This window comes from Streptococcus sp. 2022WUSS135, from assembly GCF_044427045.1.
Lineage (GTDB): Bacteria > Bacillota > Bacilli > Lactobacillales > Streptococcaceae > Streptococcus > Streptococcus hashimotonensis.
In genome coordinates this window covers 16,061-31,646 of the sequence record NZ_JAOTGL010000008.1, presented here as the reverse complement: position 1 = coordinate 31,646, position 15,586 = coordinate 16,061, and the positions used below count along the sequence as shown (strand labels likewise).

At 43.9% G+C, this 15,586-nt stretch carries 14 protein-coding genes; 11 read left to right on the top strand and 3 right to left on the bottom strand.

Annotated elements, in window-relative coordinates; translation table 11 throughout:
- The first annotated feature begins 20 nt into the window (after positions 1–20).
- A complete protein-coding gene (glnA, locus tag ODU45_RS04030; protein WP_398580821.1) occupies positions 21–1,367 on the top strand; it encodes a type I glutamate--ammonia ligase in 1,347 nt (448 codons plus the stop codon).
- Positions 1,368–1,794: 427 nt separating this feature from the next.
- Here glnA and rnjA read toward each other — a convergent pair whose 3' ends face one another.
- Positions 1,795–3,474 carry a ribonuclease J1 gene (rnjA, locus tag ODU45_RS04025; protein ID WP_002938522.1) on the bottom strand — a complete coding sequence of 560 codons (1,680 nt, stop codon included), beginning with the start codon at positions 3,472–3,474 and terminating at the stop codon, positions 1,795–1,797.
- Between the two features lie 3 nt (positions 3,475–3,477).
- Complete coding sequence (locus ODU45_RS04020) at positions 3,478–3,708, bottom strand: DNA-dependent RNA polymerase subunit epsilon (RefSeq protein WP_002938523.1); 231 nt, start codon at positions 3,706–3,708, stop codon at positions 3,478–3,480.
- A 710-nt stretch (positions 3,709–4,418) separates the two neighbouring features.
- Here ODU45_RS04020 and tsaB point away from each other — a divergent pair.
- The 3 genes from tsaB to tsaD are packed head-to-tail and all read left to right on the top strand — an operon-like array spanning position 4,419 to position 6,536.
- Positions 4,419–5,102 carry a tRNA (adenosine(37)-N6)-threonylcarbamoyltransferase complex dimerization subunit type 1 TsaB gene (tsaB, locus tag ODU45_RS04015; RefSeq protein WP_398580820.1) on the top strand — a complete coding sequence of 228 codons (684 nt, stop codon included), beginning with the start codon at positions 4,419–4,421 and terminating at the stop codon, positions 5,100–5,102.
- Positions 5,099–5,539: a ribosomal protein S18-alanine N-acetyltransferase gene (gene rimI, locus ODU45_RS04010; RefSeq protein ID WP_398580819.1), complete on the top strand. Its 441-nt coding sequence runs from the start codon at positions 5,099–5,101 to the stop codon at positions 5,537–5,539. The genes tsaB and rimI overlap by 4 nt, the downstream gene beginning before the upstream one ends.
- A complete protein-coding gene (gene tsaD / locus ODU45_RS04005) occupies positions 5,529–6,536 on the top strand; it encodes a tRNA (adenosine(37)-N6)-threonylcarbamoyltransferase complex transferase subunit TsaD (RefSeq protein WP_136671574.1) in 1,008 nt (335 codons plus the stop codon). Before rimI ends, tsaD begins: the two co-directional genes overlap by 11 nt.
- 36 nt (positions 6,537–6,572) lie before the next feature.
- Here tsaD and ODU45_RS04000 read toward each other — a convergent pair whose 3' ends face one another.
- Positions 6,573–7,409 (bottom strand): AraC family transcriptional regulator, encoded by an 837-nt coding sequence (locus ODU45_RS04000; protein ID WP_024382108.1) that lies wholly within the window; start codon positions 7,407–7,409, stop codon positions 6,573–6,575.
- A gap of 214 nt (positions 7,410–7,623) precedes the next feature.
- Here ODU45_RS04000 and ODU45_RS03995 point away from each other — a divergent pair, with 214 nt between their 5' ends.
- The 7 genes from ODU45_RS03995 to ODU45_RS03965 all read left to right on the top strand — a co-directional run bounded on the left by ODU45_RS03995 (position 7,624) and on the right by ODU45_RS03965 (position 15,229).
- Positions 7,624–8,898: a sugar ABC transporter substrate-binding protein gene (locus ODU45_RS03995; protein WP_105139166.1), complete on the top strand. Its 1,275-nt coding sequence runs from the start codon at positions 7,624–7,626 to the stop codon at positions 8,896–8,898.
- A gap of 67 nt (positions 8,899–8,965) precedes the next feature.
- The gene (locus ODU45_RS03990; RefSeq protein WP_002939305.1) at positions 8,966–9,859 is read left to right on the top strand and encodes a carbohydrate ABC transporter permease; all 894 of its coding nucleotides are present in this window, start codon (positions 8,966–8,968) and stop codon (positions 9,857–9,859) included.
- Between the two features lie 10 nt (positions 9,860–9,869).
- On the top strand, positions 9,870–10,700 hold the full coding sequence (locus ODU45_RS03985) for a carbohydrate ABC transporter permease (RefSeq protein WP_024403304.1): 831 nt from the start codon (positions 9,870–9,872) through the stop codon (positions 10,698–10,700).
- 9 nt (positions 10,701–10,709) lie between these two features.
- A complete protein-coding gene (locus ODU45_RS03980) occupies positions 10,710–12,911 on the top strand; it encodes an alpha-galactosidase (protein WP_398580818.1) in 2,202 nt (733 codons plus the stop codon).
- Between the two features lie 274 nt (positions 12,912–13,185).
- A complete protein-coding gene (locus ODU45_RS03975; RefSeq protein ID WP_044759131.1) occupies positions 13,186–13,887 on the top strand; it encodes an AzlC family ABC transporter permease in 702 nt (233 codons plus the stop codon).
- Positions 13,874–14,197, top strand: coding sequence for an AzlD domain-containing protein (locus ODU45_RS03970; RefSeq protein ID WP_053866964.1), 324 nt, complete (start codon positions 13,874–13,876; stop codon positions 14,195–14,197). Before ODU45_RS03975 ends, ODU45_RS03970 begins: the two co-directional genes overlap by 14 nt.
- A gap of 9 nt (positions 14,198–14,206) precedes the next feature.
- Positions 14,207–15,229 carry a YeiH family protein gene (locus ODU45_RS03965; RefSeq protein ID WP_398580817.1) on the top strand — a complete coding sequence of 341 codons (1,023 nt, stop codon included), beginning with the start codon at positions 14,207–14,209 and terminating at the stop codon, positions 15,227–15,229.
- Positions 15,230–15,586 lie beyond the last annotated feature (357 nt).

Here is a 15,586-nt window from a genome sequence, read left to right as displayed (position 1 = left end):
TAAAATAGAGGAGAAAAATAATGACATTCACAGTGGCAGATATCAAGCGTGATATCAAAGAGAAAAACGTTACCTTCCTACGTCTTATGTTTACAGACATCATGGGAGTGATGAAAAACGTAGAAATTCCAGCAACTGATGAGCAGGTCGAAAAGGTTTTGTCAAATAAGGTCATGTTTGATGGTTCATCTATTGAAGGATTTGTTCGTATCAATGAATCAGATATGTATCTTTACCCAGACTTGGATACATGGACTATCTTCCCTTGGGGTGATGAAAATGGCCGTGTAGCTGGCTTGATTTGTGATATTTATACAACAGATGCTAAGCCTTTTGCTGGTGACCCACGTGGAAATTTGAAGAAATCGCTTCGTCACATGGAAGAGGCAGGTTTCTCTTCATTCAACCTTGGTCCAGAACCAGAATTCTTCCTCTTTAAGATGGACGAACAAGGAAATCCAACGCTTGAAGTAAATGATAAAGGTGGTTACTTTGACCTCGCACCAACGGACTTGGCTGATAATACACGTCGCGAAATCGTCAATGTCTTGACAGAGATGGGCTTTGAAGTTGAAGCGAGCCATCACGAAGTGGCAGTAGGTCAGCATGAAATTGACTTCAAATATGCGGATGTCTTAAAAGCTTGTGACAATATTCAAATCTTCAAGTTAGTTGTTAAAACAATTGCTCGTAAGCATGGTATGTATGCGACATTTATGGCTAAGCCTAAGTTTGGTATTGCTGGTTCAGGTATGCACTGTAACATGTCACTCTTTGATAAGGATGGGAATAATGCTTTCTTTGATCCAGAAGATCCTCGCGGTATGCAGCTGTCTCAAACTGCTTACCATTTCCTTGGTGGTTTGATTAAGCATGCTTATAACTATACTGCTATTACAAACCCGACAGTGAACTCTTACAAGCGTTTGGTTCCAGGCTTCGAAGCTCCTGTGTATATTGCTTGGGCTGGTAAAAACCGCTCACCATTGGTTCGCGTACCTGCATCACGTGGAATGGGAACTCGTTTGGAATTGCGCTCGGTTGATCCAACTGCCAACCCATACTTAGCTATGGCCGTTCTGTTGGAAGTTGGCTTGGAAGGTATTCAAAATAAAATTGAAGCACCAGCCCCAGTAGAATCTAATATCTATGCAATGTCTGATGAGGAGCGTCGTGAAGCAGGTATCACTGATCTTCCTTCAACTCTTCACAATGCATTGAAAGCTCTTCGTGAAGATGAGGCAGTTCGTGCAGCTCTGGGTGATCATATCTATACGAATTTCTTGGAAGCTAAGAAAATCGAATGGGCAAGCTACGCAACCTACGTTTCTCAATGGGAAATCGACAACTATTTGGATATGTATTAAACAAAGGACCCCGACGGGTCCTTTGTTCATGAGCCGAGAAATTGGAAAGCGAGTAATGTTGCTAGGACCATTTTTTCATGAGCTTGAAAACCAGATAGCGAATTAGGTCCCCAACGAGTCCTTTGTTCACGAGCCGAGCAATTGGAAAGCGGGTAATGGTCCAGTGGAGTGAAGTAGTCTGGGAAGAGACTGTTTCAGCCTGAGCTAAGAAATAGTGGGGCGAGGGGATGGACATGAGCTTGAAATCGGTCTTTTTTCAAGCTGGGGTATCTTGTTATACTCAATGAAAATCAAAAGTGGCCTAGGAAACGAAGCCGAAGATAGAACTGGAGTTCATCAAGGCAAGTTGACAACGGATAATTTTGATTTTCGAAGAGTATTAATATAAAATAAATCCCAGAGGTTTTACCTATGGGATTTTAGTGTGTTATCGGTCAGGCGTCAGAATCATTGGGATAATGATTGGTTCACGCTCTGTTTTTTCGTATAGGAATGGTCGTAGGGCGTTAACAATAGCGCCGTTGACTGTTTGGATATTTGCGTCTTTGTTGCGCATGGCGATGCGGATAGCGTTGAAAAGGACACGTTGGCTTTCGCGAATGAGCTCGCCAGATTCTCTCATATAGATAAAACCACGACTGAGGATGTCTGGTCCTGCTAATATCATCTTAGAATTAAAATCGACAGTGGCTACTGCAAGGACAACACCATCTTCTGAAAGATCGCGCCGGTCTTTGAGGACAGCTGCGCCGATTTCACCGATGCGGTTTCCATCGACATAGATGTCTTGGGCGTTGAATTGACCTGCGAGACGTGCAGAATCTTTTGTCAGAGCAAGGACATCTCCGTTTTCCATGATGAAGATATTATCTTTTGGAACGCCTGTATCAACAGCTAGGCTGGCATGGATTTTTTGCATGCGGTATTCACCATGGACAGGCATGAAGTATTTTGGTTTGATCAAGCGGAGCATGAGTTTTTGCTCTTGTTGACCACCGTGCCCAGAGGTATGGATGTTGTTAATTTTACCGTGAATCACATCGACACCGGCTTCAATCAAGATATTGATGAGCTTGTTGACACCTGTGGTATTTCCTGGAATAGGGCTGGACGAGAAGATGACCGTGTCGCCTGGCTGGAGTTGCACTTGACGGTGGGTACCGTGGGCGATGCGAGAGAGTGCTGCCATAGGCTCCCCTTGGCTCCCTGTACAGAGAATCATGATCTCGCTGGCAGGGTATTCTTTGATCTCGTTAGGCTCGATGAAGGTATCCTTAGGCACCTTGATGTAGCCGAGCTCGATACCGTTAACAATGGCCTTTTCCATGGAGCGTCCAAAGACAGCGATCTTGCGTCCGGTCTTAACCGCTGCATCAGCCGCCTGTTGGAGACGGAAGATGTTGGAGGCAAAGGAAGCAAAGATAATGCGTCCGTGGATGCCTTCAATCAATTTCATAATGGACTGACCGACCACTTTTTCCGAGTTGGTAAAGGTTGGGACTTCAGCATTTGTCGAGTCGGAGAGGAGGCAGAGAACACCTTCTTCACCGAGAGCAGCCATGCGGTGAAGGTCTGCTGGCTCGCCAACTGGAGTGAAATCGAACTTGAAGTCACCGGTACAGACGATTTTTCCTTGCGGGGTGTCAACGACGATACCAAGTGGCTCTGGAATGGAGTGGGTGGTACGGAAGAAGCTGACTTTGAGGTGCTTGAAGGTCAACTCTGTATTATGATTGATTTCATGCAAAGTCGCATCACGGAGCAGTCCGTGTTCTTCCAATTTGCCTCGAATGAGGGCGAGGGCTAAAGGTCCAGCATAGATTGGGACATTGGCCTGCTTGAGTAAGAAGGGAATGCCTCCGATGTGGTCTTCGTGCCCGTGGGTAATAACCAGACCTTTAACGCGGTCTAGGTTTTCAACGATGTAGGAGTAGTCTGGGATAACGTAGTCGATACCCAATAGGTCATCTTCTGGGAACTTGATACCGGCATCGACGATGAGAATTTCATCCTTGTATTCGATACCATAGGTATTTTTCCCGATTTCTCCCAAACCACCGATGGCGAAAACGCCAACTTCATGAGGTTTTAGATTGACTGATGACATGGATTAAAACTCCGTAATTTTGAAATCTGCGTGCTCTTTCTCGTATTCAAGATGATTGTCTGATAAGAGGTCGATAAATTCGATATTGTATTCAGGGCGGTTGGTTTCCACCAATTCACGCGCGATAATACGACCTTCCAATTCTGATGCAGCATCGATGTCTAGATAAAGAGCACGTGTTTGCTCGCGACGTGGGCTAATTTTTGATTCTTGATAGAATACTTTATAAATCATGTGTAGTATAGTTCCTTTCTTTTTGACTGGCAACTATGAAAAAAGCCCCAAACAGTTGGGCTGTCTGGTAATATCTATTCAATTTTCTCGAGTTGTCAATTTATTCAGTCTAAATGTACTCTTCATTATACCATAAAATATGCTGATGGTAAAAGGGTTTGGTAGGAAAATGGAAAAGTGTCATGATTTTCAGAAATTCGGTATTTCAGAAGGGGATAAATCAAAGAAATGAGTTAGGATTCCGAATGTATTGGGATAGTTGAGATTGTGTAATGAACAATACAATTCAACTGTCAGATGGAGATATGAAATGCTGGGATGACAAATCGATTCTATCCGATAACCAACTTGAAATCACAACCGATTCTTTTCATTATTTGAAAAAAAGGCCAAGATAGCTTACAATAGAGAGTAGCATTGAAAAGTCTTTCAGTTTGCTTTTAGTAGTCGCTCCAACAGTCTAAGAATAGACTGTTGGTGGTTGGGAATAAGACGAATGTAATTCGTAACAATTGCTGCGGGTTGCTAGCATAGCCTAGTGGCTGTGCTAGGTTGGAAATTTGGCTTGCGAAGCAAGATACTACTGTAAAGTACGGCAAAGCGAGTTCAAATAATGATGAAATTATTTGAAGTGGGAAATACGGAAACGAAGTTTCCTCATGCGTCGCAGTAATAAAAGCAAACCGAATGACGTAAAGAAAGAGAAACGTATGAAAATCCTAGCTTTAGACAGCTCCAACCAGGCCCTATCGGTTGCCTTGGTGGAGGACGGTCGTTTGCAGGCGGAAACCCTGCTGACCGTCAAGAAAAATCATAGTATCAGCCTCATGCCTGTGGTCGATTTTTTGGTAGCGCAGGTGGGCTGGACGCCCAAAGACTTGAATAGGGTTGTGGTCGCTCAGGGACCTGGCTCCTACACGGGGCTTCGTGTGGCGGTGGCGACTGCCAAGACCTTGGCCTACACCCTCAAGATCGACTTGGTGGGGCTATCCAGTCTTCAGTCCCTGGTTCCGTCCAGCCTGACGGGTCTGGTGGTGCCCCTCATCGATGCTCGCCGTAACTGCGTCTATGCAGGTGTTTATGAAAATGGCAGAGCAGTCGAGGCAGACCGCTACTGGTCTTTTGAAGACTTGCTTTCTAGCCTGTCTGGCAAGGAAAACATCACCTTTGTCGGAGAAGTGGAAAACTTTATCAATCAAATCAAGCAAGCTCTGCCGACTGCCCAGTATCAAACTAGTCTGCCGTCTGCCTATCAGCTGGCAGTGCTTGGTCAAGACTTGCCAGCAGTAGATGTCACCAACTTTAAGCCCAACTATCTCAAGCGAGTAGAGGCAGAGGAAAACTGGCTCAAGGACAACCAAGCTGGCTCAGAAAGTTATATCAAGCGTGTATGATAGAGATTAAACACTACGATGGTCAGGAAAATCTGGCAGAGGCTGTTTTGGCAGTCATGCAGTCGGTCTATGACCAATCTCCTTGGAATTTGGAGCAGATTGCTTCCAGTATGGCTGGTCAGGATGAGGACTATTATCTGGCCTATGAGGGTCAGGAATTGGTCGGATTTTTGGCTGTGCAGACGGTGCTGGATGAAATGGAAATCTTACAGATTGCTGTCAAGACTGATTTTCAGAGGTTGGGAATCGCCAGTCAGCTGATGGCTGCTGTGATGGACTGGGATGGGGACATCTTCCTCGAAGTGAGAGAGTCCAATAGTGCAGCTCAGGCCCTCTATACACGCCAGCATTTTACCAAAATAGGAAAACGAAAAGACTACTACCGCCATCCTGTCGAGGATGCGGTGCTAATGAAGAGAGAACGGAATGAAAGATAGATTGATTTTGGCGATTGAGACCTCCTGTGACGAGACCTCGGTGGCTGTTTTGCGAAATGAGGCGGAGCTTTTGTCCAATGTCATTGCCAGCCAGATTGCCAGCCACCAGCGGTTTGGTGGGGTGGTGCCCGAGGTGGCCAGCCGTCACCATGTGGAAGTGATTACGGCCTGTATCGAGGAGGCCTTGTTGGAGGCGGAGGTGACGGTAGAGGACCTGACGGCTGTGGCTGTGACCTATGGGCCTGGCTTGGTCGGAGCTTTGCTGGTCGGGATTTCAGCAGCCAAGGCCTTTGCCTGGGCTAATGGCTTGCCACTCATTCCTGTCAACCACATGGCAGGACACTTGATGGCGGCGCGTGCGGTCAAGGAGTTGGAGTTTCCACTCTTGGCTCTCTTGGTCAGCGGTGGGCATACGGAGTTGGTCTATGTGTCAGAGGCGGGCGACTACAAGATTGTCGGTGAAACGCGAGATGATGCGGTCGGAGAAGCCTACGATAAGGTGGGGCGGGTCATGGGTCTCCCCTATCCAGCTGGTCGTGTCATCGATGAGTTGGCACATGAGGGGAAAGACATTTATGACTTCCCTCGTGCTATGATTAAGGAGGATAATCTGGAGTTTTCTTTCTCAGGTTTGAAATCCGCCTTTATCAACCTCTACCACAATGCCCAGCAGAAAGGGGAAACCTTGTCCAATGCGGACCTGTCAGCCTCTTTCCAAGCCTGTGTTATGGACATTCTCATGGCTAAGACCAAGAAGGCCTTGGAGCAATACCCTGTCAAGACCTTGGTCGTAGCGGGCGGTGTGGCAGCCAATCAGGGCTTGCGAGAGCGGTTGGCGGCTGAAATCACGGATGTGGAGGTCATCATTCCCCCGCTTCGCCTCTGCGGTGACAATGCAGGTATGATTGCCTTGGCAGCCGTTAGTGAATATAATAAGGAAAACTTTGCTGGTTGGGATTTGAATGCCAAACCAAGCTTGGCTTTTGAGAATTTATAGAATAAAAACCTCTTACGTCAAGGATGCGTAAGAGGTTTATTTGTGGATTTTTCGCCAGCGATTTGGAGAAATTTGGTAATGCCTTTTAAAAGCAGTTGAAAAATTGAATTGGTTGGAGTAGCCGATTTCTTCAGCAATTTCCTGTAGTGTCTTAGTGGTGTTTTTTAAGAGTTCGCAGGCTTCGCTGAGTCGGTATTGGATGATAAATTGTTGAGGTGAGATGTTCATTTGCTCCTTGAATAGTCGACTGAAGTAGTGGCGATTGAGGTTGCATACTTGTGCCAAATCATCTACGGATATAGCTTTCTCATAATTTCGTTCTACGAAGTTGATGGCTTCTCGTATATAAAATTCCTTGTTTTCATCGTGTTTGCTACTTGTTTTGGTTAGCGAACAGTCAATGAGGCAGGAGATAAAGAGGTAAAGGTGTCCGAGAACTAGAGCACTTTTTTGGTGATGGAGCGCGAGAATTTGTTTCATTTCATGGTAGACAGGGCTAGAGGTGGGCATTTCTCGTTGCGAAAAAATAGGTTGTTCTTTCGAGAGTCCTGCTTGTCTGAGAAAATGCTCAGTTTTCAGACCGTCAAACTCAAGCCAGATATAGGTCCAGGGGTCCTTTTCGTCTGCTTCGTAGCTACAGATAGCTTCTGGGGAGATAAGGAAGCCCTGTCCTGCGGTCAGGTGGTATTCACGTTGGTCGGAGGTATCGTAAAAAGTACCTGAACCGGAGATGATGTAGTGAAACAGGTAGTGTTGTTTCATAGTCGGGCCGAATGAGTGAAGTGGCTTACAGGCTTCCATGCCAAATTGGATAGGGTAAAAATCTACATAGGATCGGTTATTAAAGACGTAAAATTCAGGTTGTATTTTCATCGTATTCTCCATACCAAAAGTGTAAAGGCTTACAATTAGTATAGCATATTTATATGTAAATGTGACATTTTATTTGAAAAAATTAAAAAATATCCCAAAATCATATGGAATATGTCAAATATTCCTATTTGATTATAAAGCGCTTACATGTTATAGTTGTAGTAGAAATAACAAAGTTCGTCGACGTATTCGACAAAAGAAAAGGAGTATTATCATGAAGAAAATTGGTCGCTATGTTACCTTGCTTGCGGCTGCAGGCCTGCTGGCAGCGTGTTCTACTTCGACTGAGTCTAGCAAAACTACGGAAGGAAGTAGTTCAGGAAAGACAGAAATATCCTATGCTATTTGGGATTCTGGTCAAGAGCCTGGTTTGAGAAAGATTGCGGATGAGTTTGAGAAAAAGAATCCAGATATTAAAATTAATATTCAAGTATCGGACTGGGATTCCTACTGGACCATGTTAGAAGCTGGTGCGACAGGTGGTTCATTGCCTGATACCTTCTGGATGCATTCAAATGAGATTTATCGCTATGGTTCCAATAAAATGCTATTGCCATTGGATGAATATTTAGCCAAGAGTGAGGATGCTAAACTAGCCAATTTCCCAGATGGTTTGAATGAAATCTACAATATAAATGGTAAGCAGTACGCTATTCCAAAAGATTTCGATACAATCGGTCTTTGGTACAATAAAAAATTATTTGACGAAGCAGGTATTCCATACCCAGACGATACTTGGGATTGGAATAAGTTGAAAGAAGTGGCGAAGAAATTGACCAAGCCAGATGGTAGTCAGTATGGTTTCGGTGCTGGTTTGAGTAACCAAGAGGGCTACTACAACTTTATCTATCAAAATGGTGGTAAGGTTATTACTGATGATTTGAAATCAGGCTATGCTGATCCTAAGACCATTGAGGCTTTGGATTACTACTTTAGCTTTGTCAAAGAAAAAATTTCACCGGCTATTACAGTAGATAAAGAGCGGGCCGAAGCATTCCAAAACGGTCAAGTGGCTATGAGCGTCTTCGGTTCTTGGAATTTATCTGGTTTCACTGCTAATGACTACATTCGTGAAAATGCTGATGTGGCTGTCTTGCCAAAAGGTCCAGATGGAACTCGTGCAACCATCTTTAATGGATTGGGTCATGCCATTGCTGCGACGACTAAACATCCAGATGCTGCTTGGAAATGGGTTGAGTACCTCAGCTCAAAAGAGGCACAAGAAATGCAGGCAACACTTGGTGTGGCAATCTCGGCTTATAAAGGCGCGGCAGATACTTGGGTAGATTCAAACAAAAACTTTACTATCAAGAATTATGTTGACATGGTGGATTATGCACAGATTCGTCCATATTCACAAACAACCATCAAGTGGGAAGATAAGGCTTATGAGCTATTGAAACCTGCTTATCTTGGAGAAAAAGCAACTGAAGAAGCTGCCAAAGAAACAGCTGATATGATGAATGCTGAATTAGCAACTGAAAAATAGGTAGGAGGTCTTGGGAAGTTGATTCTTCCCCGGACCTTCTTATTAAATGAAGAAGGATGGGGATAAGATGTTCCGAAAAAAAGGAAGTTTAAATGAGGCAATTTGGGGATGGGGAATGGTAGCGCCGACCATTATCGGATTAATCGTGCTAAATATTATTCCTATTTTCCAAACCATGAAGATGAGTTTCCATAAGAGTGGAGATTTCGGTAAAGGCGATATTTTTGTCGGCTTGGCAAATTACCAACGAATGTTAGGGGATGCGCAAGTGTGGCAGGCGACATGGAATACCTTGAAATATACGATTCTAGTTGTTCCAGCTACCGTTGCCTTGGCCATGTTGCTTGCGGTTTTGCTTAATTCTAAGATTAAAGGCAAGCATATTTATCGAACCATTTTCTTCTTGCCTATGGTGGCAGCACCAGCCGCAGTGACCATGGTTTGGAAATGGCTCTACAATACGGACTTCGGCTTGATTAACTATATCTTGCGTCGTTTGGGGCTGGGTGCCGTGAACTGGATTGAAGATCCAAAGATTGCTCTATACTCAATCGCTTTGATTGGAATTTGGAGTACGGTTGGCTATAGTATGATTTTAATTTTGGCTGGTTTGCAGGAAATTCCAACGGATTTTTATGAGGCAGCTCGCATTGATGGAGCTAGTCCAGCCAAGCAATTTTTCTCCATTACCCTGCCATTGGTTTCACCAACCTTGTTCTTTGTTGTGGTAACCAGTGTCATTCAATCCATGCAAGTCTTTGATGTTATCTATATGATGGAGGATGTTCGTAGTCCTGCCTATGATAAGACAGTATCTCTGGTTTATCTGTTTTACAATAATTCCTTTAAATATTCGGATAAGGGCTATGGCTCCACCATTGTCATGTTGTTGTTATTAATTATTCTTGTCATTACTTTCGTTCAGATGAAGGTACAGAAAAAATGGGTGCATTACCGTTAAGGAGGTTCATGTGAAACAATCAGCTTTTAAATCAACAATCTGGATGCATGCCTTCTTGATTTTAGTGGCATTGGGCATGCTGATTCCATTTGTTTGGATGGTGTTGACGTCCTTTAAAACGGTGACCGAATCCACTCAGATGAATCCTTTCCACTTTTTACCAAGTAACTGGATGGTGAGCAATTATACGGAGGCTATTCGGACTAATAATTTCCCGATACTCTATCTGAACACCATTTTGATGATGTTATGGCGTATCTTTAGCTCGGTAATGTTTTCAGCCATGGCAGCTTATGCCTTTGCTCGCTTGGAATTTCCTGGGCGGAATTTCTTGTTTGGTCTGGTCCTCTTTCAAATGATGGTGCCACCTCAGTTATTCGTCATTCCTCAGTATTTGATGATTGACCAACTTGGTATGCGCAATACGATTTTTGCTCTGGTATTTCCAGGAATTGTCAGTGCCTTTGGTACATTCTTACTCCGTCAATTTTTCATGGGTCTTCCAAAAGAATTGGAGGAATCTGCAAAGTTGGATGGTTGTAATATTGGGCAGACCTTCTTTAAGGTCATGTTGCCTTTGGCCAAGTCTGGCTTGATTGCCTTAGCGATTTTTACGGCTTTGTTTGCTTTCAAGGATTTGTTGTGGCCATTGATTATCAACTCAGAAGCGGACAAGGCTACCCTGTCTAGTGCACTTTCTAAGATTCAGGGAGCTTACGCTGTTAACTATCCTCAGCTCATGGCTGCAAGTGTTTTGGCTATTTGGCCGATGTTGGTACTTTATGTGATATTCCAGAAACAGTTTATCCAAGGGATTGCGACATCTGGTGGAAAATTATAGGAGGCTACAATGGGAATTATCTTTCATGAAAAGACAAAGGAATTCCATCTTTACAATGAGTTTATTAGCTATGTGTTGACGGTCTTGCCTAATGGTCATATTGGTAGTTTGTATTATGGAAAGCGTGTAACAGAAACAGCTTCCTATCAGTATGTGCGTGAAGATGAGTATCGTGCTTTGACTTCCTTTGTAGAAGACGATGACCGTTTCTTCTCACTCCAATATGCCAATCCTGAATTTGCTTGTTATGGTACAACGGACTATTTTTCTCCGACCTTTGAGTTGGTTCAGAAGGACGGCAGTAGCCTATCGCACTTTGTTTATCAAGGTCATGCGATTTATGCTGGGCGATCGGCTTTGAAGGGGCTTCCTCATCTCTATCTGGATGAGGAGGGACAGGCAGATAGTTTGGATATTTATTTGTTGGATGAAGAGTCGCAGACTCGTCTGGTCTTGTCTTATACGATTTTTCGAGATTATCCAGCGGTGACCCGCTCTGCTCGTTTTGAACAACTCGGAGAACAATCTGTCTGTTTGAACCGTGCCTTGAGTATGACACTCTGTCTGCCTGATATGGACTATGACTGGTTGCATTTGGATGGGGCTTGGGGGCGCGAGCGGCATCTGCAATTATCGCCTCTTCATCAAGGTTGTCAGTCTATTTATAGTCTCAAAGGGGCTAGTAGTGCGGAGCACAATCCCTTCATGGCTTTGAAACGACCAAATGCGGATGAGCAACAGGGAGAGGTACTGGGCTTCTCGCTCGTCTATAGCGGAAACTTTTTGGCCCAGGTGGATGTGAGTTCTTTCCAAAAGACGAGAGTGAGTATGGGAATCCATCCTGACCGTTTTTCTTGGACATTAAATAAGGGAGAAGAGTTCCAGACGCCTGAGGTCGTTATGGTTTATAGCGAGCATGGTTTGAATGGCATGAGCCAAACCTATCACCGCCTTTTCCAAAAACACCTGGTGCGTGGCTATTGGCGTGATAGAGAACGGCCTGTTCTCTTGAATAACTGGGAAGCCATGAGTTTTGATTTTGATGAGGAAAAAATTCTTTCCTTGGCCAAAGAGGCTGCAGGTCTTGGTGTTGAACTCTTTGTCATGGATGATGGTTGGTTTGGCAAGCGAAACCATGACCGAGCAGGCTTGGGAGATTGGACGGTCAACCGTGAGAAATTGCCAAGTGGCTTAACAGGGATTATTGACCAAGTTCATGCTATGGGAATGAAATTTGGACTTTGGATTGAACCTGAAATGGTCAATAAGGACAGCGATTTATACCAAGCGCATCCAGACTGGATTTTCCATCATCCTCAGCATAGTCAATCGCACGGACGCCACCAATATACTTTGGATTTGTCGAGGGAGGATGTTTATCAAAATATTCATGACCAACTCCACCGGCTGTTGGCTGAGCATGACATTGATTATATCAAGTGGGATATGAATCGCTATATGACAGAGGTCTTTACATGTACACGGGAGGCAGAGCGGCAAGGTGAGACCTTCCATCGCTATATTCTCAATCTCTACCGTTTATATGATAGCCTGATAGCAGCTTTTCCGACAGTTCTGTTTGAGTCTTGTTCAAGTGGTGGAGCTAGATTTGATCCAGGAATGCTCTACTATGCACCGCAAACCTGGGTCAGCGATGACACGGACGCCATGGAACGCTTGAAAATCCAATATGGGACGAGCATGGTCTATCCTTTAAATAGTATGGGTTGTCATGTGTCAGCTAGTCCAAATCAGCAGTTGGGGCGAGCTACTCCGCTAAACACACGTGCCAATGTTGCATTCTTTGGAAGTTTTGGCTATGAATTGGATTTGTTTGAGTGTAGCCAAGAAGAGTTGGAAGAGATGAAAGAACAGATTGCCTTTTACAAGGCTCACCGTGAGATTTTCCAACACGGTATCTTTACTCGTCTGAAAAGTCCATTCGATGGAGAAATAACGGCTTGGCAGGTCCAATCCTCGGATGGTCAGCAAGTTATCGTGGGTTATTATCGTCGGTTGACAACTGCTAATCTTGCCTATCAACGCTTGTACTTGCAGGGGTTGGAAGAGGAAGCGGTCTATTACCTTGATGGAGAAGTTTATACTGGTAGCCAATTAATGCATACAGGTTTGTCGATTCGACATGGAGACCATGTTGGAGACAATAAGGACTTTACTTCTTGTTTGATGGTCCTCCAGAAACAACAGTAGCATCCCTATCCATAGGCCCAGCTATCGGCTGGGTCTATTTTATGCAGAAAGTACATCAATAAGGGCAAGGCCTCTACTTATACTCTTCGAAAATCAAAATTATCCGTTGTCAACTTGCCTTGATGAACTCCAGTTCTATCTTCGGCTTCGTTTTCTAGGCTACTTTTGATTTTCATTGAGTATTAGCTATAAGAATTCTTGAAAAACGAGTTGCAATGTGAGAAAATGAGAGAATAATTCTTCAATCAATTAGTGAGGGGAAGGGAGATAATGAATGAAGAAATATGCTTTTCGTGAAGGGATGCGCGATGCCATTCCCACTGTATTAGGCTATGCCAGTATTGGTCTAGCCTGCGGAGTCGTATCGGTCAATTCGGGCATTTCTACTGTGGAGATGGGGCTGATGAGCCTATTAATCTATGCCGGGAGTGCTCAATTTGTCATGTGTGCCATGATTTTTGCAGGCGCGCCTTTGTTATCCATTGTAGTAACCGTTTTCTTTGTCAACCTGCGGAATTTTCTGATGTGCTTGCATGCGACAACTATTTTTCAAGGAAATCGTTTAGGGTCGAATATCTTGATAGGATCCTTTGTGACGGATGAATCCTATGCAGTTCTTTTGCGTAAGCAGATTGAGCATCATACCATTACTCCAGAATGGATGTACGGAAATAATTTTGCAAGCTACGCCTCTTGGGTTACATTCACGACTCTCGGCAATCTGATTGGTGGTCTCATTCCAAATCCTGAGCAGTTTGGATTGGACTTTGCCTTGGTTGCCATGTTTGTCGGTATTTTTGCAGGTCAGTTAGAGGCTATGGTTCGGACCATTCCGCTGAAAAAAATTGGCTTGATTCTGCTGGCAGTTGGTCTGGGCTATATCGGTCTGTCTATGATGTTGTCGTCCTATGTGGCGGTGCTCTTGTCGACACTCTTAGGTTGCTTTGTGGGGGTGATGATTGATGATAAAAACTAACATTTTACTGATTATTCTGATGGCGGCGCTGGTGACTTGGGTGCCACGTGTCCTACCTTTTGTACTGACGCAAAATAAATCTCTCCCTCAAAAGTTGGTGAAATTCCTCAGCTTTTTGCCAATCACTATCATTTTTGCATTGACCCTCTCCAGTATTATGGATGAGAAAGTTGGCTCCTTGCCAAGTTTTCTCCCTGTGGAAAGCTTGGCTATTCTTCCGACATTTTTTGTGGTTTTGAAAACAAAAAATATCCTTTTAGCAGTCTTGGTTGGCGTTGTTACAACTGCGGTGTTACGTTTGATATTTTAGGAGGTTTTTATGGTAAAAGAAAATGCCAAAGGTGTCGGACTTTGTTTCTTTTTGGCTTTGGCGGGTCAGTGGTTAGGCCATTTATTTCCACTTGTAGGCGGGCCTGTTTTTGCCCTTCTAATCGGGATGAGCCTGTATCCCTATTTTTCAAGTAAAAATGCATTTCATTCAGGCTTAACCTTTACTTCCAAGAAAATTTTACAGTATGCTGTGATTTGTTTGGGATTTGGATTAAACTTATCAGCGGTCTTGGCAGTTGGTCGTCAGTCTCTTCCAATTATTCTTTCAACCATCAGTTTCGCTTTGTTTTTGGCATTTTTGATGTGGAAATGGTTGCCGATTTCATCTCCTCTGGCGACCTTGATTGGCGTTGGTACCTCTATTTGTGGAGGGTCAGCCATTGCGGCGACAGCTCCCATTATTCAGGCAGATGATGAGGATGTGGCACAAGCTATCTCGGTCATCTTTCTCTTTAATGTCTTGGCAGCTTTGGTCTTTCCGACTTTAGCAACGTGGCTTGGGTTTTCGACAGATTCGGGTCAGGCCTTTGGGATGTTCGCCGGAACGGCGGTCAATGATACCTCCTCTGTGACAGCAGCGGCTTCGACCTGGGATAGCTTATATGGTCTAGGCAGTCAGACCTTAGATACAGCAGTGACGGTTAAGTTAACACGAACTTTAGCCATTATCCCGATTACAACAGTCTTAGCAATTTGGCAAACCCGAGGAAAGGGTCTCAAGGCAGATAAGAAGTCCCTCCTGACAGGTTTTCCGACCTTTATCTTGTATTTTATCTTAGCTAGTCTAATCACAACGATAGCGGGTGGATTTGGTATAGGGGCAGATTGGTTTGCTCCGCTGAAGTCCCTCTCTAAATTTTTCATTTGTATGGCTATGGTGGCGATTGGTTTGCGGACAAATGTGTTTGCCTTGGTGAAAAATGGCAAAGCGGCTCTCATGGTTGGTCTGGTTTGCTGGCTGGGAGTGACTGGGTTGACACTGGTCTGGCAAGCGATTTTGGACATCTGGTAAGAGAAATGTGAGTGGGAAAGACATTATTTCCTATTTCAAACAATTTTTGAGAAGTAAATCGCAGTACCACAGGGTTTTTGTCGCTCGGTTTTTGGTACCGTTGAACAACTCAAAACTAGTCATGGTTTGTTTAAAATGTAATTAAATTATCTTTTTAAGTAGGCTGTTTACACGATATTTGTTTTCCTTTATATAAATATGATAGATTTTCAGTAAATTTTTCAAAAAAAACTCAAAAATAACAGATTTTTTCTTGTATCTTTGAGGCATAAGGAGTATAATGGTGACGGTATTCAAGTAGAAATTTTATATACTCTGGATGAAAATATTCTGTCTACTTTAAAATAAATAATCTAC

Bases quoted from the DNA above. Each gene is read 5' to 3' on its own strand.
- glnA (WP_398580821.1), top strand. From the start codon at position 21: ATGACATTCACAGTGGCAGATATCAAGCGTGATATCAAAGAGAAAAAC.
- rnjA (WP_002938522.1), bottom strand. From the start codon at position 3,474: ATGTCATCAGTCAATCTAAAACCTCATGAAGTTGGCGTTTTCGCCATC.
- ODU45_RS04020 (WP_002938523.1), bottom strand. From the start codon at position 3,708: ATGATTTATAAAGTATTCTATCAAGAATCAAAAATTAGCCCACGTCGC.
- tsaB (WP_398580820.1), top strand. From the start codon at position 4,419: ATGAAAATCCTAGCTTTAGACAGCTCCAACCAGGCCCTATCGGTTGCC.
- rimI (WP_398580819.1), top strand. From the start codon at position 5,099: ATGATAGAGATTAAACACTACGATGGTCAGGAAAATCTGGCAGAGGCT.
- tsaD (WP_136671574.1), top strand. From the start codon at position 5,529: ATGAAAGATAGATTGATTTTGGCGATTGAGACCTCCTGTGACGAGACC.
- ODU45_RS04000 (WP_024382108.1), bottom strand. From the start codon at position 7,409: ATGAAAATACAACCTGAATTTTACGTCTTTAATAACCGATCCTATGTA.
- ODU45_RS03995 (WP_105139166.1), top strand. From the start codon at position 7,624: ATGAAGAAAATTGGTCGCTATGTTACCTTGCTTGCGGCTGCAGGCCTG.
- ODU45_RS03990 (WP_002939305.1), top strand. From the start codon at position 8,966: ATGTTCCGAAAAAAAGGAAGTTTAAATGAGGCAATTTGGGGATGGGGA.
- ODU45_RS03980 (WP_398580818.1), top strand. From the start codon at position 10,710: ATGGGAATTATCTTTCATGAAAAGACAAAGGAATTCCATCTTTACAAT.
- ODU45_RS03975 (WP_044759131.1), top strand. From the start codon at position 13,186: ATGAAGAAATATGCTTTTCGTGAAGGGATGCGCGATGCCATTCCCACT.
- ODU45_RS03970 (WP_053866964.1), top strand. From the start codon at position 13,874: ATGATAAAAACTAACATTTTACTGATTATTCTGATGGCGGCGCTGGTG.
- ODU45_RS03965 (WP_398580817.1), top strand. From the start codon at position 14,207: ATGGTAAAAGAAAATGCCAAAGGTGTCGGACTTTGTTTCTTTTTGGCT.